At 69.8% G+C, this 17722-nt stretch carries 16 protein-coding genes; 9 read left to right on the forward strand and 7 right to left on the reverse strand.

Annotation, left to right across the window (positions count from 1 at the left end; translation table 11 throughout):
- Nucleotides 1-1173, reverse strand: a complete 1173-nt coding sequence (locus AB0I35_RS12425) for an acyl-CoA dehydrogenase family protein (RefSeq protein ID WP_357395863.1) — start codon at nt 1171-1173, stop codon at nt 1-3.
- 149 nt (nt 1174-1322) lie between these two features.
- Between AB0I35_RS12425 and AB0I35_RS12430 the strand changes: the two genes are divergently transcribed.
- Complete coding sequence (locus AB0I35_RS12430) at nt 1323-2147, forward strand: hypothetical protein (protein ID WP_357395864.1); 825 nt, start codon at nt 1323-1325, stop codon at nt 2145-2147.
- Between the two features lie 81 nt (nt 2148-2228).
- On the opposite strand, the gene AB0I35_RS12435 is transcribed toward AB0I35_RS12430, so the two are convergent.
- The gene (locus AB0I35_RS12435) at nt 2229-3116 is read right to left on the reverse strand and encodes a hypothetical protein (RefSeq protein WP_357395866.1); all 888 of its coding nucleotides are present in this window, start codon (nt 3114-3116) and stop codon (nt 2229-2231) included.
- A gap of 103 nt (nt 3117-3219) precedes the next feature.
- Between AB0I35_RS12435 and AB0I35_RS12440 the strand changes: the two genes are divergently transcribed.
- Genes AB0I35_RS12440 through AB0I35_RS12455 form a run of 4 tightly spaced genes read left to right on the forward strand, consistent with a single transcriptional unit; the run spans nt 3220 to nt 6234 of the window.
- Nucleotides 3220-3825: an alpha/beta fold hydrolase gene (locus AB0I35_RS12440; protein ID WP_357395867.1), complete on the forward strand. Its 606-nt coding sequence runs from the start codon at nt 3220-3222 to the stop codon at nt 3823-3825.
- An 18-nt stretch (nt 3826-3843) separates the two neighbouring features.
- Nucleotides 3844-4239 (forward strand): hypothetical protein, encoded by a 396-nt coding sequence (locus AB0I35_RS12445; RefSeq protein WP_357395868.1) that lies wholly within the window; start codon nt 3844-3846, stop codon nt 4237-4239.
- Nucleotides 4232-5533: a hypothetical protein gene (locus AB0I35_RS12450; RefSeq protein WP_357395869.1), complete on the forward strand. Its 1302-nt coding sequence runs from the start codon at nt 4232-4234 to the stop codon at nt 5531-5533. The genes AB0I35_RS12445 and AB0I35_RS12450 overlap by 8 nt, the downstream gene beginning before the upstream one ends.
- Entirely contained in the window at nt 5530-6234 is a 705-nt protein-coding gene (locus AB0I35_RS12455; protein ID WP_357395870.1) for an ESX secretion-associated protein EspG, read from the forward strand. The genes AB0I35_RS12450 and AB0I35_RS12455 overlap by 4 nt, the downstream gene beginning before the upstream one ends.
- A 221-nt stretch (nt 6235-6455) precedes the next feature.
- On the opposite strand, the gene AB0I35_RS12460 is transcribed toward AB0I35_RS12455, so the two are convergent.
- Together AB0I35_RS12460 and AB0I35_RS12465 are read right to left on the reverse strand one after the other, a co-directional pair.
- Complete coding sequence (locus tag AB0I35_RS12460; RefSeq protein ID WP_357395872.1) at nt 6456-10085, reverse strand: AAA domain-containing protein; 3630 nt, start codon at nt 10083-10085, stop codon at nt 6456-6458.
- An 81-nt stretch (nt 10086-10166) separates the two neighbouring features.
- Nucleotides 10167-11969: a DEAD/DEAH box helicase gene (locus AB0I35_RS12465; RefSeq protein WP_357395873.1), complete on the reverse strand. Its 1803-nt coding sequence runs from the start codon at nt 11967-11969 to the stop codon at nt 10167-10169.
- Between the two features lie 62 nt (nt 11970-12031).
- On the opposite strand from AB0I35_RS12465, the gene AB0I35_RS12470 reads away from it, so the two are divergent.
- Nucleotides 12032-12889, forward strand: coding sequence for a carbon-nitrogen hydrolase family protein (locus tag AB0I35_RS12470; protein ID WP_357395874.1), 858 nt, complete (start codon nt 12032-12034; stop codon nt 12887-12889).
- A gap of 11 nt (nt 12890-12900) precedes the next feature.
- Nucleotides 12901-13548 (forward strand): phosphoribosyltransferase family protein, encoded by a 648-nt coding sequence (locus tag AB0I35_RS12475; protein ID WP_357395875.1) that lies wholly within the window; start codon nt 12901-12903, stop codon nt 13546-13548.
- Here the strand turns inward: AB0I35_RS12475 and AB0I35_RS12480 are convergent.
- Nucleotides 13533-14474 (reverse strand): cupin domain-containing protein, encoded by a 942-nt coding sequence (locus AB0I35_RS12480; RefSeq protein WP_357395876.1) that lies wholly within the window; start codon nt 14472-14474, stop codon nt 13533-13535. The two genes, AB0I35_RS12475 and AB0I35_RS12480, sit on opposite strands and share 16 nt — an antisense overlap.
- A 160-nt stretch (nt 14475-14634) precedes the next feature.
- Between AB0I35_RS12480 and AB0I35_RS12485 the strand changes: the two genes are divergently transcribed.
- Together AB0I35_RS12485 and AB0I35_RS12490 are read left to right on the forward strand one after the other, a co-directional pair.
- Nucleotides 14635-15207, forward strand: a complete 573-nt coding sequence (locus AB0I35_RS12485; RefSeq protein ID WP_357395877.1) for a helix-turn-helix domain-containing protein — start codon at nt 14635-14637, stop codon at nt 15205-15207.
- 120 nt (nt 15208-15327) lie between these two features.
- Nucleotides 15328-15819: a MauE/DoxX family redox-associated membrane protein gene (locus AB0I35_RS12490; RefSeq protein ID WP_357395878.1), complete on the forward strand. Its 492-nt coding sequence runs from the start codon at nt 15328-15330 to the stop codon at nt 15817-15819.
- Between the two features lie 6 nt (nt 15820-15825).
- Here the strand turns inward: AB0I35_RS12490 and AB0I35_RS12495 are convergent, their stop codons facing one another.
- The gene (locus AB0I35_RS12495) at nt 15826-17004 is read right to left on the reverse strand and encodes an amino acid deaminase/aldolase (protein WP_357395879.1); all 1179 of its coding nucleotides are present in this window, start codon (nt 17002-17004) and stop codon (nt 15826-15828) included.
- Nucleotides 17005-17045: 41 nt separating this feature from the next.
- Complete coding sequence (locus AB0I35_RS12500; RefSeq protein ID WP_357395881.1) at nt 17046-17525, reverse strand: TetR family transcriptional regulator; 480 nt, start codon at nt 17523-17525, stop codon at nt 17046-17048.
- Between the last annotated feature and the right edge of the window lie 197 nt (nt 17526-17722).

The raw sequence follows: 17722 nt of genomic DNA on the forward strand, positions 1-17722 counted from the left end.
TCACAATCCGAGGATCGTGGAGGAAATGATCGAGCGCTGGACCTCGCTCGAACCTCCGTAGATGGTCACCTTGCGGTAGTTCAGGTAGCCGGGACCGGTGTGCTGGGCCCAGCCGGGTGAGGCGATGTCGTCGGCGTCGACGGGAAGGGCGTCGGCGCCCGCGATGTCGAGCAGCAGTTCGGTGGCCGCCTGCTGCAGTTCGGTGCCACGCAGTTTCAGCACCGAGGAGGCCGGGTTGGGTTTGCCGTCGGCCGAATTGGACACCACCCGCAGCTGGGTGAGTTCCAGGGCGAGCAGTTCGTTCTCGAGTTCGGCGATGCGCGCGGCGAATACCGGGTCCTCGAGCAGGGTGCCGTGGCCGGTGCGGATCGAGCGCGCGTGGTCCTTGGCCAGCCCGATCTTGACCTTGGTCTTGCCGACGCCGGTGATCGACGTGCGCTCGTTGCCGAGCAGGAACTTGGCGTAGGTCCAGCCCTGGTTCTCCTCGCCGACCAGTTGGTCGGCGGGGACCCGGACATCCTCGAAGAACACCTCGTTCACCTCGTAGCTGCCGTCGATCAGTTTGATCGGGCGCATGGTGACACCGGGCGACTTCACGTCGAAGAGCAGGAAGGAGATGCCCGCCTGCTTCTTGGGTGCCGACGGGTCGGTGCGCACGAGGCAGAAGATCCAGTCGGCGTACTGCCCGAGCGTGGTCCAGATCTTCTGCCCGTTGACGATGTAGGAGTCACCGTCGCGGACGGCGGTGGTGCGCAGCGAGGCCAGGTCGGAACCGGCGTCGGGCTCGGAAAAGCCCTGGCACCACCAGATGTCGAGGGCGGCGGTCGGCGGCAGGAAACGCTGCTTGAGCTCCTGGGAACCGAACTGGGCGATCACCGGGCCGACCATGGAGGCGTTGAAGGTGAGCGGCTCGGGCACCGAGGCCAGCTGCATCTCGTCGAGCCACAGGTGACGCTGCATCGGCGTCCAGTCCTTGCCACCCCACTCGACCGGCCAGTTCGGCACGGCGAGCCCGTGATCGTTGAGGATCTTGTTGGCGGTGACGATGTCTTCGCGGGAAAGCTCGTGTCCGTATTTCACACGGTCACGGATCTCGACGGGGATCTCGGTGTGATAGAAGTGCCGGAGCTCATCGCGGAAGGCGACCTCTTCCGGGGACAGGGCTAGCTTCATACGGGTCTCCCAGCGTCTCTAGTAGCCGTCCTGGAGAAACCTACCCCGCACGGCGACGCCGCGACACCACCACGCTGCCACCGGCCCGTCGAACTGGTACGTTGCCACACGGACCGGGGAACCGGTGGGCGAGCAGCAGGGAGTTACGGGTGAACGGCAGATCCATCGCAGGTAGGGCGGCGGCGGTGACCGCGGCGAGCATCGGTGCTGTGGTCGTGCTCGCGTCGACCGCGAGTGCGTCTCCTCTCGACGACGCCATCACCCACTTGCACGATCTCGCGGGCGAGGACGTGAGCACCAAGGCCGGTGTCGACGCGATCGCCAACTTCACCGGCATGGTCGGCGCCGACCGCCTGCGTGACATCTCGGCCCAGTTCATCCCGCTGGGCTACGCCGCCCCCACCTTCGGCTGCGGCAGCAACGGACCCATCACCACCATCATCGCCGCCGCGACCGTCGAGGGCCCTGGCCCGCGCACCGAAACCAGCCTGACCCCGGGCGATGTCCGGTTCAGTGCCAGTCCGGCCCACACCGGTGTGCCGCTGGCCTCCGGCTTGAGTGTGGCCTGGGTGAATGTGAACAACGGGCAGAGCGGTATCGCCCCCCTCGACGACCTCACCGAATACCAGCTGCCGTCGCTGTCGAAGACGATCACCAGCGGCGCGGGCACCGTGGTCGCCTCCATGTGGGGCACCATCGACTACCCCGGCGCGCGCTGCGTGATGACGCCGACCGTCGGCACGTTCGTCGTTCCCGACCTGCCGGTGGCGGCTCCCGAAACACCGGCCGCCCCGCCCGCGCCGGAACCGCAGGCCCCCGCTCCCGGTTCGGGTGCGCCGGGCGCCGGTGCGGCACAGTCGCAGGCTCCCGCCCCCGAAACGCCCGCTCCGGCCCCCGCCCCGGCGGAGGCGCCGCAGCCGGCTCCCGTGCCCGCTCCCCCGGCTCCGCCGTCGGCGCTGAGCGTCGGCGGCTGATCATTCGGCGCCCGAGGCGCCAGGACAGAAAACGGCCGTCGACCGATGTCGGCGGCCGTTCGTCGTGTGAAAGGGTTCGGGTCAGCCGCGCGGACGGATGCGCAGGACGGTTCCCTCTTCGGTGCCCGCGAGCAGTGCCGACGAGTCGGCTGGGTCGGCGACGACGGCGGTGAGTGGCTGGGTGGCGGCGATCGTGCAGGCACCACCCGAGGTCAGGTCGACGCGCACCAGCTGTCCGGTCAAGGTTGTCACGTACAGTGCGCCGTCGCGCAGGACCAGGTCGTCGACGAAATCGGGCAGCGAACCGAACGAGGTCAGATCGGCGATGGTTGTGCTCACCGCCGGATTCGTGCGTGACAAGCGGAGCACCCGGCCCACCGGACCGGCCGTGCTGTCGACGTAGTTCGCCGTGACGTATACCGAATCACCGGACACTACAACACCATTGGGGCCCTCGACGGTGGCGTTCGACCACCAGATCATGTCCTCGGTGCCGTCGGGGAAGAGGCGGTGCACGCCGTCGCGAGCGGTGACGTACAGGTTGCCCTGGGCGTCGAAGGCGGCGCCGTTGGGGTGGATGAAACCGGTGGCGAAGGGTTCGGGCACCGGGTCGGCGGCGGTCGGGTCGAATCGGACGACACCGCCGGAATCCGACAGCGGCGAATTTCCGGTGACCACGTAGAGCAGACCGTCGGGACCGAGTCGGACGGCGCCGGGCGCCGCGATATCCACCGTGGCGGTGAGCGTTCCGGCGCTGTCGTAACGCTGTACTTCACCGCGCAGCACGCGCGACACCCACACGTCGCCGCGCTCGTCGATGCCGAAGTTCTCCGACCAGTCGAGTAGTGGGACCGTCGAGTGGATCGCGATCTCCTGACCGGCCCGCCCACAGGCGGCGACCGGATCGGCACCGGCGACGCCGGTGACCGCGGTGCTCACGCCCGCCGCACCGACGACAATGCTTGCCACACAACGACGCAACGACAACATGGACGACCTCGACTCTGAACCGGGTGGACTGGCGAAGTGTAACGGCTGGCGCGATGCTTTGGCAGGTGCGGATAATCGGCCGGTGCCCTACTTCGACAGCGCGCGTGGCCGTCTGCACTACCGGCGCAGGTCACCCGGCCTGCTCGCCGCGACCGTCGTGCTGCTGCCCGGCACCGGTCAGCACAGCGGGCACTACCACCGATTCGGGGCCGCGCTGGCCGCCGCCGGCATCGAGTTGTGGACCCTCGACACCTCGGGACAGGGTCTGAGCGAAGGCGATCCGCACGCGCCGGGCACCCTCGACGAGCTGGTCGCCGACGCCAGGGGACTGCTCGCGGTGGTGTGCGCCGAAACCACCTCCGCGCCGGTACTCATGGGCCACTCCCTCGGCGCCGTCACCGCGCTGGCCGTCGCCGCCGATCAGGCCGCCGACCTGCGCGGACTCGTCCTGTGCGGCACACCGCGCCGGGCCACCGAAACCGCGCCCGACCCGCGCCTGCCGACGCTCGCGGTACACGGAATCGACGACCGCCGGGCACCGATCGATGCGATGCGGCTATGGACACAGCGGTATGGATCGGTAGATTTGCGCGAGTACGCCGACGCCGGTCACGACCTGTTGCACGAGCCGGTGCGGGACCGCGTGGCCGACGATATCGCGCGGTGGGTACTCGCCACGGCGGACTGAACGACGAAGGGGGAAGCGGTGCAATCCAATCGCACGGGGCTGCCGAATACGGCGGCGCTCAATCAGGCCGTCGAGGAGGGCGGACTGTGGGTCGACGGGGTGCTCGTCGCCGACGGCGCGACCGAACGATGCGCGCTGCGCTACGAACGTCTCGCCGCCGCCGTCGACGCGCAGGTACAGGCCTTGACGCAGGCCGCGACGCTGCCGGGCTTCGGCGGGCTGCCCTCCGGTGCCGCGCTGCGCACCGGCTTCGAGACCAAGACCGGTAATGCCCTCGACCAGTTGCGTGCCTACGCCGCGACGGCTCGTCAGCTGGCCGCCGTGCTGCGGGCCGCCGGGGCCGCCTACCAGGAGAGCGACCAGGCGATGGCGAGCGCGGTCCGGGCGATCGAGACGGGTGATGGGCATGCGTAGCCTTTCCGGTGCACCGGGGACCGACCCGGACTACGTGGCCGTCGTCGAGGTGTTCGACAGCCTGTCGCATTCCGAAATCCACACGGCGGTACAGCAACTCGACCCGGCCGCCTTGAGCAGCGGCGGGCAGTTGTATCTCGGCGCGGCCACCGCGGTCGGTGACGAGGTCGACAACGCCCATGCCGAGATCCGGGCCGCGATCGCCGACGGCTGGCGCGGGTCGGCGGCACAGTCCGCCGTCGATGCCCTTCGCACATTCGAGCAGGTGGGTCGGCAGATCGCGGATGTGCTGACGGCTGTCGGTGTCCGGCTGTGCCAGGCGGGTGACGCGGCGGAGTCGATTCGGGCCGCTGTCGCCGAACCCGCCGCGGCGCAGCCCGATCCGGACGGCGCGCTGCTCGATCCGCAGCGGGCCACGGACAATGCCACGATTTCGCGGGAAGCCGAGAACGCCCGGCTGGACGCGGTGCAGGCGATGGAGACGATCTACGCGGGGGCTTTCGTGCCCACCGGGTCGGGCGTCCCCGCCTTCGGCGAGATCAGTGCGGGCACAACGGATGTAGAAGTCGGCGGCGCGCTCGGTGCGGTGCCTTCGTCGGTGGTCACGGCAGTTTCCGGCGAGGGATCCGATGCCGCGGTTACCGGAGCGGCAGCAGGGAACGCCGATGCGGTGCGAGGGCCGACGGCCGACGGCTCCGGTGCTGCGGTTTCACCGGCCAGTGTGAGCAGCTCGACGGCGAGCACTTCCCTGTTCACGGGCGGTTCCACCGCAGTCGCTCCGGCGGCGACCGCGGCCGGAGCCGGTACATCGAGTGCCTTGTCCGGGGCAGGCGGGTCTGTCGCCGCGAATGGGGTGCCAGTCGCGGGTCCTGTTCCCGCCGGTGCGCTCGGGCGGGCCGGGAAGCGCGCGAACGCGTCGCGGAAGGAATCCTGGTCCTCCTCGACACAGGCGGCTTCACTCGGGGAATCCGGTTCTCCCGCAACGCGATCGGCGTCCTCCGAGGACGTCCGTCAGGACCCCACGGTGGCCGGTGGCGAAGCGGCTGCCGGCATGAGTGCGGGCGCGATCGGTGGGTTGATGGGTGGGGCGATGGTCGCGGCGGAGCACACCCGCGCACCCGGCGGCCCGCGCCCACCCGCCCAGCCCGACATCGAGGACGACGACGACGAATTCCTGCGCTTCCTCGAGGAGGAACCCACCTTCCTCGAGCCCGCCGACGAGGTGAACCCGCTGATCGGGAAGCTGGAACCGACCAGTCCCGCCGTGCTCGGAGAGTGGACCGAGCAGGAGTGAACTGGCACCTCACGCCCGACCAGTTCGCGCTGGCCTGGGCGCGTACCGACGGCGACCGGATCCCGTATCCGCTCGCCGTTCGCGCGTCCGCCCGCGACACCGCCGAGCGGGCGGCCGCACGACCGGCACTCGACGCCTGGTGTGCCCGCACCCTCGATCCCGACCTCTCGGCGGCGCTGCGCGTGCTGGCCGAACCGGAGATCCGGGTGGAGGTGTGCGGACACGCGCCCGCGCCGGTGCGCATGCTCGGTGCCGTCGCGGGGGACGTGGCGATACTCGCCGTGCAGTCGCCCGGCACCTCGGCCGACCGAGGTGGAGACCTGCACGTTCAGGTCGGTGCGACGAAACGCTTCGCGCCTCAGGTCTTTTCCCGGATGCCACGCCAACCGGTCGGCACCGGTCCACGCATCGCAGCACCGGCGGCGCGCGTGCGCGAGGACAGCCGTGACCTGGTCACTGTCCCCGTCGCCGGACCCTCCGACGCCGCCCGCATCCGCAAACTCCTCCAACGCCCGCGCACCGGCATCGGCCAGATCCTCGTCGCCCCGGGTGCCGACGAACCGGCCACGGGCGTCCTGTCCTGGATCGACGTCACCGGCGACGGCCGCTACCTGATCCACTCCGGGCACCAGGTGTCGGTCGCCCCGGCGACACCGGACACCGCCGCCGACTGGCTGCGGCGGCTGTTGCGCGCCGCTTGACCCGCAGCGAGCGGCCCCTCGCAGCCACAGGTAACGGCGAGGTCGCCGGTGCGATACATGCGCCTTCCAGGTTCGACGTAGGGGCAGGCGGTGAATCGGTCGGAGTTGGTGGACGGTATCGGATCGAGGCGTGGACCGCGCCCACCGTCACCCGCTCGCGAAGCGAGTTGCCGGTCGAGTGCGGGCGGCCGCGCCGTGCGTCGGGGGTGTGCCGCCGAAGTTCAACCGAGCTGGAGGAAGCCGCGCAGGGCGGCGAGTTCTTCCGGGGTGTCCGGGAGGTACTCGGTGAGCAGCGGCGAGCGGATGATGATCGCTTTCCACATGGCACGGCACAGGGTGGCGTGAATGACGGTGCGCGAGAGGAGGGCCCGCATACCGAAGGGAGCGTCGTCGGGGGTGGAGGTGGTCATCGACAGGACGACCACGGCGGCTTCACGGCCACGGAAGCGGTCGGGGGTGCCGACGAGGACGTCCTCGATCTTGGCGCGCGCCAGCAGGGTTCGGATCCGCGCCACCTGCGCGGCGTAAGGGGCGACCACGAAGACGTCGTGCGGGTGCAGTTTGCGGGTACGCGCACCGGAGGTCCAGGTTTCGCCGAGCAGGGCGCGCACGCGGCGCACCACCTCGCGGGCTTCGGCATCGGATTCGGTCGCGCTGCCGCGATGTTCGACGAACACCGTGCTCACCCCGGGCGCGATCCCGGCGAGATCGCGGGCGCGGGTGACGGCCTCGACCGCCGTGAGCTTGCCGTCGTAGCAGCTCACCGACACCGGCGCGCACACCGCCGGGTGCATCCGCCAGGTGCGGTCGAGGAAGTATCCGTATTCCGGCGGCAAGGTTGCGGCGCCGTCGCACAGCCACTCCAGGGCCGAAACATGAATCGGCTCAGGGTGTTCGGCCTGGGCGAGCGCGGGCTCGGGGTCACCGACGAGCAGCAGGTTGCGCGCGCTCACCGCGACGGCGACGGTGTCGGCCAGCGAGCATTCGCCCGCGTCGGCGATCACCAGCAGATCGAGCGAGCCGGGGGCGATGAGGGTCTCGTCGACGAAATCGGCTGTGGTGCCGCCGATCACGCACCCGTTCACCGCATTGTCGAGGAATCGTTGATAGCGGCTGCCCTCGATCGCCGACCATTCGCGGCCGACCGACGCCACGTCCTTCTTCGCGACGAGTTCGGGCAGCAACCCGGCCTCCACGACCGCGTCGAAGATCCGCTCGATCACCTCGTGCGAGCGGGCGACCACCCCGATCCGCCACCGCTTGCGGGTGACGAGGCGCTCGATGGCGCGGGCCGTCGTCCCGGTCTTGCCGGTGCCGGGCGGTCCGTGCACCGCCAGGTAGGAGGCGTCGAGCGCGGCTGTCGCCTGGGCGAGGGCGTGTGTGATATCGCCGTCGACCTGCGGTAACGGTGCGCCCTCGTGCAGGCGGGGCGTGCGGCGCAGCAGCAGGTCGTAGACCGCGTTCGCGGGCACGGACGGCAACGTCACCAGCAGGTCCTGGGCGGTGGCTTCCAGGGCCGCCTCGAGGTCGGCCTCGCCGTCGGGCGGGCCGGGGGCGATGGCGGCGGGCAGGTCGTCGTAGGGCGGGCAGCCCGCCGGGAGCAGTTCTTCCAGCCGCACGGTGTCGTCGAAATCGGCGTCGACCGCGCAGCCGAGGACGGTGGCCGTGGCGGTGGCGCGTCTGCCGAGCGTCTGCGTCATGCCCGCTGCCGCCGCACCGTCGTAGATGGTGATCATCTGGGTGCCGGGAGTCAGCGTGGCACCGGTACCGAGGCGGCCGGTGAGGGTGAGGTAGCGGCGCATCGTCGGCAGCTGGGGTGTGCGATGCCATTTGGTGTCGACGGTGCCCCACTCGGCGACCAGCACGCCCGGTGCGTCGGCCCACTCGCCCACCGGGTGCCCGAGCCGGTCGATGTGCGCCCACCATCTGGGCTGCCGTTCACGCCGGTGATACCCGAGCACCGCGGCCGTGAGCGCGGCCGCCCGTGCCGCGTCGCCGTGCGCGTCGGCGGCGAATTCGGCGAGCGCCGCCTCGAGCGATCCCGTTCGCAGGGACGGCGGAATGTCGGTCTCGGCCACCGCGAACCGTGGGCCGGGCACCTCGATCCCCGCCTCGGCCGCCCGCTCGAGCAACCAGTCCCTGATCCCCAGCACGGTGGCCGCGCGACCGTGCGCGCCCGGCACCAGGGCGGCCAACCCGGCCACGTCGTAGGACTGCTCACCGATCAGCAATGCGGTCCGCACTACGGGTGCCAAGTCGACCAGCGCCCCGTCGGCGAGCAGTTCGTCGAGCTGATCGGCTCCTGCACCGAAGCGCCCCGACCAATCGAGCAGCGCCGTCCGGACCGCCGACCCGTAGTGATAGACCCGCACATCCGGATCCAGCGCCCGATACTCACCGATGATGTCGAGCAGTTCCTCGAGCACGTCCGGGCCGTACCCGCCCTGTCTGGACGGCCCGGGCTCGCCGCCGTCCGTCGCTGAAGTTTCCAGCCATTCGGCGCCCCTCGCGAAAGCCCCGAGAGCGCCACCGTTCCCCTCGTAGGACCCGAGCCCGCCGTTCCCCGCGGATGATCCGTAGTCGCTCGCCTTCGCGTAGCCCGGGTCGGTCGACGCGATCGGCGAGGGGTCCGGGCGGAAGACAGTGGTTGTCGAATCGGCGAGTTCCACCGAGGTGATGGTTCCCCGGCGGTCCACGTCGATGAGCAGTGCCAGGTCGCCGGGGCGCGGGGTGGGGAGTGCGCCGAGGGCGGTGGCGTCGCGCAGCGCGAAGGTGGGCGTGGCCGTGCGTTCGCGGGTGAGCTGGATGTCGGCTTGGCGGCGCAGTTCGGTGACCGTGCGCGGGGCGAGGCCGGGGACGGGAACGGTGGTGGCGGCGAGGCGGTCGATGGTGAGCACACCGGCTTCGCGCAGCCGGGCGCGCTGGGTGGGCCGAATCCCCGCTACCAGCAACAGGTCCCGTGCGGTGGCGGCCGCCGCGCGACAGGTGGGGCACTGCCCACACGCCAGATAGCGCGGGTCACCCCACTGCACGGGCAGCAATTCGGTGAGCTTCTCCTCGACGACGCGTTCCACCCGCGCCCGCCGCGCCCGGTAGATCGGCTCGAGTTCCGCTGCGACCACGCCACGTTCACCGGTCGGCGTCGAAATTCGCGCCACCGGGTCGACATCCACCCCGACCGCCGCCGATGCCTCGGCACACGCGGCTACTTCGACCCGAGCACACAGCTCCAGCCGAACCGGGTCGACCCCCACCGACCGCACCGACGCCGAAACCCGCTCGAACGGCGTCCGCCCCGCCGCGAGTTCACGCCGCAACACCCTGTGGTCGTCGGCATCGAAACCCGCGACACCAGAACCGGACTCGACAAGCGGACCCGGTTCATCACGACCGGTTTCCGCCCCGAGGGCCCGGTCCCGGGGCGACTCGGCATGCCCCACGCGCGCAGGTGCGACCGCGCTGTGCACCACGTACCGCGCACCGACGCGCACGAGAAGGTCTGCCTGGCAGACCAATCGACCGTCGAAGAAGACCGCACCGGCGATCGCCTCGGTACCGGCACGCAGGGCGTCGGTGGTGCGTGCGGCGGCTTCGGTGAGGGTGGTGGCGTCGACGGGATCGGGGGTGGGGATGTGGATCAGCCGGTCACCGAAGTGCCGCAGCAACTCCGGGGAAACGTCGACGGCGCGCACGAGGTTCGCGGCGGCGTCGCGGGTGCCGGGGAGGTTGCCGAGGGCGGCGTCGACCGCGCGCAGCAGCGCGAACTCGCAGTCCGCCGCGCGCACGAGATCGCCGACAGCACCGATCACCCGATCACCGGAGACGAACAAACGCGGCCCTCCTGTGTTCACGCACACCCGACGGCAACACCTTAGCCAGCGCCGAGACAGCCCATGGAGCGACCCATGGACTTGTCTACGTGCGGTGGTGCGCTACGTGCGCGGCTTACGCCGTTCGGTACGCGGCCGGGCTTCACGGTCACGCCGGGGACCACGGGAGTTGAGCCGCTGCGACGGCGGGCCCTGATCCGGCTGCAGCTGGATGAGCACACCGCTGATCCTGGTGCGCCGCAACGCTTCCAGCGTTTCGTTCGGCAGGTCGGCAGGCAGCTCGACGAGGCTGTAGTCGGGCCGGATGCTGATGTGCCCGAAGTCGCTGCGCCGCAGGCCGCCCTCGTTGGCGATGGCGCCGACGATCGCGCCGGGCACCACCCGATGCCGCTTGCCGACGCTGATCCGGTAGGTCGCCAGCTCCGCACCGCTCTCGCGGGAGAACGACGGCGGACGCGGTCCACGGTCCTCGTCGTCGAAGTGGCGCGGGGCACGCTCGCGATCGCGGTCCCGGTCGCGTTCGCGACGCGGCGCGGGCTCCGGCTCGGGCGCCATGAAGAAGTTGTCCCCGTCGTACCCACCGACCGCCAGCGCGGCGGCGATATCGACCAGCGGGGTGTTGTGCTCGGCCTCGTAGTCCTCGATCAGCTTGCGGAACAGCTCGATCTTGTCCGAGGCCAGGTTCTCGGTGATGGAGTCACCGAATTTCGCGGCACGGGTCGCGTTCACGTCGTCGACACTCGGCAACTGCATCTCGGTGAGCGGATGCCGGGTCGCGCGCTCGATCGCCTTGAGCAGATGACGTTCACGCGGCGCCACGAACAGCAGCGCCTGACCCGAGCGGCCCGCGCGACCGGTGCGGCCGATGCGGTGCACATACGACTCGGTGTCGTGCGGGATGTCGTAGTTCACGACATGCGAAATGCGGTCCACGTCGAGACCACGCGCGGCCACATCGGTGGCGACGAGGATGTCGAGCGCACCCGACTTCAGCTGACCGATGGTGCGTTCACGCTGATTCTGCGCGATGTCACCGTTGATCGCGGCCGCGGAGAAACCACGCGAGCGCAGCTTCTCGGCCAGCTCCTCGGTGGCCTGCTTGGTGCGCACGAAGATGATCATCGCCTCGAAGTCCTCGACCTCGAGGACACGGGTGAGCGCGTCGAGCTTGCGCTGGTGCGACACCTGCACATAGCGCTGGGTGATGTTGGTGTTGGTCGTGGTCTTGGACTTGACCGTGATCTCGACCGGGTCGTTGAGGTACTGCTTGGAGATCTTGCGGATCGCGCCCGGCATGGTGGCCGAGAACAGGGCGACCTGCTTGTCCCGAGGAGTGTCGCGCAGGATGCGCTCGACGTCCTCCTGGAAGCCCATCTTGAGCATCTCGTCGGCCTCGTCGAGCACCAGGTAGCGCAGCTCGGTGAGATCGAGCGTGCCCTTCTCCAGGTGGTCGATGACGCGGCCGGGCGTACCGACGACCACATGCGCGCCGCGGCGCAGACCCGACAGCTGCACGCCGTAGCTCTGGCCGCCGTAGATGGGCAGCACGTGGAGACCGGGGATGTGCGAGGAGTACTTGCCGAACGCCTCGGCGACCTGGATCGCGAGTTCGCGGGTCGGCGCGAGCACCAGCGCGCTGGGCTTCTTCTGCGCGGTGTCCAGATTCATCAGGATCGGGATCGCGAATGCGGCGGTTTTGCCGGTGCCCGTCTGGGCCAGGCCGACGACGTCAGCGCCGGAGAGCAGTGGGGGAATCGTGGCCGCCTGGATCGGCGACGGCGACTCGTAGCCCACGTCGGCGATGGCCGCGAGGACGCGGTCATCGATCCCGAGATCGGCGAAGGTCGGGCCGTTGTCGTGCCTGTCGTCGTCGGCAGGAACGCTGTCGACCTCATTTGTGTTCATTGACCACGAGTTTACTGCCTGGCGGTAGCTGATCGGCCCACCGGGTGAATACGGTGTGACCTATGCAGCTGCACAACGGGTCATCGCATCAGGAACACGCCGCGGCGACGGTGCCGATCGCGGTCGTCCAATTCGCCCCGCAGACCGACTCGTCGGCCAACCTGTCCACCTTGCGCGAACACGTGCGAACCGCTGCCGAATCGGGTGCGCGCGTCGTGGTCGCACCCGAATACTCGATGTTTGCGGTGACCCGTCTCGACGAGCGGGTGGTGGCCGCCGCCGAGCCCCTCGACGGGCCGTTCACCACCGGACTCGCCGCGCTCGCCGCCGAATTCGGGGTTCATCTGGTGGCCGGTGTCGTCGAATTGCCGACACCGGACGCGGACCGGATCAGCAATACCCTCGTGGCGCACGGACCCGACGGATCACGGCTCGCGCTCTACCGCAAAGTGCATCTCTACGACGCTTTCGGGCACCTGGAATCCGATGTCGTCGCGGCCGGTCCGTTGGTGGCGCCCGCCACATTCACCGTCGACGGTGTGATTTTCGGCATGCAGACCTGCTTCGATCTGCGTTTTCCGGAGGGATGTCGGCGTGTCGCGGCGGCGGGAGCGCACGTGTTGCTGCTGCCCGCGCAGTGGATTCCCGGCCCGGCGAAGGTCGATCAGTGGACCACGCTGCTGCGCGCGCGGGCCATCGAGAACACCGTGTACGTAGCGGCGGCCGACCAGTGCGCGCCGCTCGGGGCGGGCGCGTCGATGGTCGTCGATCCAGCGGGCACCGTGCTCGCCGAGCTCGGCGACGAGCCGGGGGTGCTCACCGCGTCGATCGACCCGGCCCACCTGGCCAGGGTGCGCACCGCCAACCCGAGCCTGTGGCTGCGCCGCTTCACAGTTTCGGCCGACGCCGCCGCGGAGTAGCGTTCGAAGCGATGGTGTACCCGGATCGCGCTGCGGCGGGCCGCGCTCTCGGCACGGCCCTCGAGCATCTGCGGGGCACGCACCCGCTGGTGCTCGGGTTGCCGCGCGGCGGTGTGCCGGTGGCGGCCGCGGTAGCCGAGGCGATCGACGGTCAACTCGATGTGCTGCTGGTGCGCAAGCTCGGTCTGCCGCAACATCCTGAGCTGGCGATGGGCGCGCTCGGCGAGAACGACGTGTTGGTGCTCAACGACGACGTGCTGGCCCGCGCCCGGGTGAGCGAGGCCGCCTTCGCCGAGGTCGAGCGCGCCGAACGCACCGAGTTGGCGCGCAGGCGGGCCCTGCTCCGCGCGGGCGACCCCGTCCCGCTGACGGACCGGACGGTGGTGATCGTCGACGACGGGATGGCCACCGGGGCCACCGTGGCCGCCGCCTGCCGGGTCGCCCGCGCGCAGCGACCGGCCCGGCTGGTCGTGGCGATGCCGGTGTCGGCCCCCGAGGCGGCCCGTCGGGTCCGCCCGGAGTGCGACGAACTGATCTGTCTCTGGATGCCGGAGGACCTCGGCGGCGTCGGCGGGGCCTATCACGACTTCCATCAACTCACCGACGACGAGGTCCTCGACCTGCTCGCCGCGCCGCCGCGCGCTCAGTTCTCTTCGTAGACAACGTGATAGGGGCGGGTGTAGCGGTTGAGGGCGGCGGGGTCGAACCGCCCGCCCGCGCTGACCTCGGTGCGGTGCTCGATGATCGCCTCGACGACACACTCCCAGCCGCCGGGTGCGGAGATCTGCACGACGCGCGGCGGCGGGCTCGAGCCGGGACGCAACGCGTGGGGAACGCCGTGCGGCAGCAGCACGAACTGGCCGGGGCCCGCGGTGTGGACACGGTCGTCGAACTCGACGTCGAGCACACCGTCGAGGACGTAGATGCATTCGTCGGCGACGAGGTGGGTGTGACGTGGAATCGGCTGGGCGACAGTGACTTCCAGAGCCGAGAACAGCCCGTCGGTGTCCCCGGAGCGGGCCTTCACACTGAACGCGGGCGGTACCGGAATCCGGCCGGGGCGCGCCTGCCCCCTGCCGAGCAGATAGAAGCGGTCCGGGTCGCCCCATTCGCCGGGGTCGCCCGCACCGAGGTGGTACCGCATACCGTGCGCCTTGCCGATTTCGTTTGCCCTGGTCCAGTCGCGGGGCCCGGCCCAGTCACCGCTCTGGGCGGCTTCGGCGACGTCTTCGAGGTAGCGCTCCCAGCCGCCGGGCGCCGACAACTGCAACGCGTGCACGGGTGAGTCGCCCAGGTTGCGCATGGCGTGGGTAACGCCCCTCGGCACCAGAAAACACATCCCGGGCGTGATCTGGTGAGTCATCCCGCCGTAGTCGAGGCCGATGGCACCGTCGATGACGTAGACGAACTCGTCGAACGTGTCGTGCACGTGCGGCGGGATGTCGCCGCCGCCGCGGTTCTCCATCAGGGTGAATCGACCCTGCGTGTCCTCGGTCCCCGCTTTGACGCTCGCCCACGGTGGGAGCGGCACCCGGGTGGGACGGGAAGCTCCGGCGTCGAGCAGGAAGAAGCGGTCGTCGGTCATGGCGCACCTCGTTCGCTAATAGGAATCGGATTCCGGTTCCGATAGCATGGCAGCGACGCACCGACGCTGTCAATGACGCCGATGACGAGAAGAACGATCGAACAGCCCGGTTGCGATACTGTGCACAGTCCGAATCCCGTTCCGCATCAGCCGAGGACCTATGACCACTCCGCCGCGCCGCCTGCGCGCCGACGCCGGGCGCAACCGCGCCAATGTGCTCGACGCCGCCGTCCGGTTGTTCACCGAGCGTGGCGACGCGGTGCAGATGGCGGAGGTCGCGGGCACCGCGGGCGTGGGCGTGGGCACCGTTTATCGCCACTTCCCCACCCGCCAGGCCCTCATCGAAGCCGTGGCCGAACAGCGCTTCGTCGAGATCCTCGAGTTCGCGCGGGCCGAATCCGCGCAGGCGCCGACGGGCCGGGAGGCCGTGCGGTCACTGCTACTGCGGGTCGGCCGGGTACACGAGCAGGGGCGCGTCCTGTCGGGCCTGATCGAATCGGCACTCGGCAACACCGCACCGCGCGGCGAGGTCGCGCTCGCTTTGCGCGAACTCGGCACCACCCTGGTCGAGCAGGGCAGAGCCGACGGCACCCTCCGGCGCGATGTCACCTTCGACGACCTGTACATGATCGTCGGCGCCCTGGCCACCGTAGCCCGCGCCGACCTGGGTGATTGGCAACGATTCGTCGAGATCACCCTCGCCGGGCTGACGCCCCTGCCCGGCGCGGACTGATTGCCGCCGCGCGCCAACTCTTGACAGCACAACCCCTCTGCCGTATTCCTTAATCGGAAGCTGATTCCGCTTCCGATTTAGCGTCGAACCATCCCACCGCCTCCAGGACAGGGCAGAGAAATGGCTTTCACACAGACCGCCGGACAGCTGACGACAAACAACGAACGACGCGGGCCATGGGCCGCGGCAACACTTTTCACCCGCGTGGCCCTCGGCGCGGGCTTCCTGTCCGCCGTCGCGGACAGATTCGGAATGTGGGGCGAACCGGGGACGGGCAATGTCGCCTGGGGCGATTTCACCGCGTTCACCAGCTACGTCGAGGACCTCGCGCCCTACCTGCCGGACGCGCTTGTCGACATCACCGCCTGGGCCTCCACCGGGGTCGAGATCGTGCTCGGCATCGCGCTGCTGCTCGGTGTCCTGCTGCACTGGACGGCGATCGCGAGCCTGGTCACCCTGGTCGCCTTCGGCGGGTCGATGTTCTTCTTCAGCGGCTTCCAAACACCGCTGAACGCGTCGGTGTTCAGCGCCGCGGCGGCTGCGGCACTGCTGGCGTTGTCACCGCCGAGCAGTCACGTCCTCGCCCTCGACCGGCTGCGCGCGGCGCGCTAGCGCTGATCAGCCGAAGCACTGGCCTTCGCCGCGATAAGTGGGAACGGTTGTGCGGGTTCCCGATTCGTCGACGAGGTGGATCTCGGCGAAGCGTTCGCACAGCTCACCTGCCTTGGCGTGGCGGAACCAGACGCGGTCGCCGATCTCGAGCTCGGAGCCACCGGCGAGGGGGGTCTGTACCTCGCCCGCGCCCTCGGCGCCGAGCAGCTTCAGGCCCGCGGGCCAGACCGGCAGCGGCACCCGGCTGGGGCCGGTGGGGCCGGAGGCGATGTAGCCGCCCGCGAAGACGGTGGCGATGCTCGGGGTGGGTTTGCGCAGCACCGGCGTGGCGAAGAACAGGGCCGGGCGGGGGGTGAAGGACCGGTAGTGGTCGAAGAGGGTCGGCACGTAGAGGCCGGAACCGGCGGTCACCTCGGTGACGTCGGGATCGGCGATCGAGACCTCGATCGAGCCGGTGCCGCCGCTGTTGACGATCTCGAGCGGCCCGGTCACCATGCGGACCGCGTCGAGCACCTGGGTGCGGCGGCGGGCGATCTCGGCGGCCGAGAGTCGCTTGACCACGCGCACGGCCGGATTACTGTCGGGCAGGCCCGCGATCTGCGCCTCGTAGGTCATCACCCCGACCACCTCGAAGCCGCGGGTGCGCGCCTGCGTCGCCAGGACGGCGGCTTCGCCGGGGGTGCGGATCGGGGAACGGCGAACGCCCAGGTGCAGCGGGCCGATGCGCAGGGAGGCGTCGACGTCGAGGCAGACGCGTGGGTGGACGGTATCGGTGCCGAGGGCGGCACGGGCCAGGTCGAGCTGGGCGACGTCGTCGATCATCAGGGTGATCGAGCGCAGCAGCGTCGGTGCGCCGGCGAGTTCGGCCAGCGCGGCACGGTCGAGGGTCGGATAGCCGAGCAGGATGTCGCGGGCGCCGAGGCGGGCCAGCCAGATGGCTTCGCGCAGGGAGTAGGCCATGATGCCCGCGAAGCCGTCGGCCGCGGTGAGGTCGGCGCCGAGGACCCGTTCGAGCACGGCCCGGCAGCGCACCGATTTGCTCGCCACGCGGATGGCGACGCCGTTCGCGCGGCGGCGCAGATCGGCGGCGTTGGCGTCGAGCCGGGACAGGTCGAGTGCCGCCAGCGGCGGGTCGAGGTCAGCGGTGGCGTCGTGCAGATGGTGCGGCGCTGTTGTCTCGGTCACCCGTCTACTGAACCACCTATCTGGTCACTCGTCCAGCAATCTCAGGCTTCGACGGCCTTGAGGGCGAGACAGCCGACGAGATCGTCGGTGACGACGAGGATGGTCTCGTCGTTGCCGTCGGCGAGCCAGCGCAGCACCGCGCCGTGGAAGACGGAGACGAGGTAACTGGCGATGGAGTCGACCGGCTCGAGCCACTGGGTACCCGAGAACTCGGCGCACAGCTCGAGGAACTCGGCCGCCTCGGCATCCATCTCACGGAACATCACGATCGCGGACGGATCGCCCACGTTGTCACCGGGCTCGATCCACCGCTCCCGCAGGGTCCGCAGCGCGGTCTCGTAGGACCTGATGCTTTTCGCCGGCGCGGCCTTCACCACCGGCCAATACGCACTGAGCCCCGCATGCAGGCAGATTCGCAGTGCCCGCAGCCCCGCGGTATCCGAACTCGCGGCGGCTGCTTCCACGGCCCGGCGAACGACGGGTCGCAAGGATGTTTCGGTTAGTTCACGACTGGCGCTCAACGACAACTCCTCGGCAACAAATTTCGCTGCCCGCGGCGATGCGAGCTGGTCGGGAAGGGGTCCTCTTCGAGGTTAACCACATCCCGCAAGCACGATCTTAGAAGGTTTTCTGGATTCACGAACTGGTTCAGCCATCCTTTTCAGACTGAAAGATTGTTTTGTTACCCGAATGCGACCTTGATAAAAACCGACCATAC

The sequence above is a fragment of the Nocardia sp. NPDC050378 genome, from assembly GCF_040655675.1.
GTDB lineage: Bacteria > Actinomycetota > Actinomycetes > Mycobacteriales > Mycobacteriaceae > Nocardia > Nocardia coubleae.

Bases quoted from the DNA above. Each gene is read 5' to 3' on its own strand.
- AB0I35_RS12425 (WP_357395863.1), bottom strand. From the start codon at position 1,173: ATGAAGCTAGCCCTGTCCCCGGAAGAGGTCGCCTTCCGCGATGAGCTC.
- AB0I35_RS12450 (WP_357395869.1), top strand. From the start codon at position 4,232: ATGCGTAGCCTTTCCGGTGCACCGGGGACCGACCCGGACTACGTGGCC.
- AB0I35_RS12465 (WP_357395873.1), bottom strand. From the start codon at position 11,969: ATGAACACAAATGAGGTCGACAGCGTTCCTGCCGACGACGACAGGCAC.
- AB0I35_RS12470 (WP_357395874.1), top strand. From the start codon at position 12,032: ATGCAGCTGCACAACGGGTCATCGCATCAGGAACACGCCGCGGCGACG.
- AB0I35_RS12475 (WP_357395875.1), top strand. From the start codon at position 12,901: ATGGTGTACCCGGATCGCGCTGCGGCGGGCCGCGCTCTCGGCACGGCC.
- AB0I35_RS12480 (WP_357395876.1), bottom strand. From the start codon at position 14,474: ATGACCGACGACCGCTTCTTCCTGCTCGACGCCGGAGCTTCCCGTCCC.
- AB0I35_RS12485 (WP_357395877.1), top strand. From the start codon at position 14,635: ATGACCACTCCGCCGCGCCGCCTGCGCGCCGACGCCGGGCGCAACCGC.
- AB0I35_RS12490 (WP_357395878.1), top strand. From the start codon at position 15,328: ATGGCTTTCACACAGACCGCCGGACAGCTGACGACAAACAACGAACGA.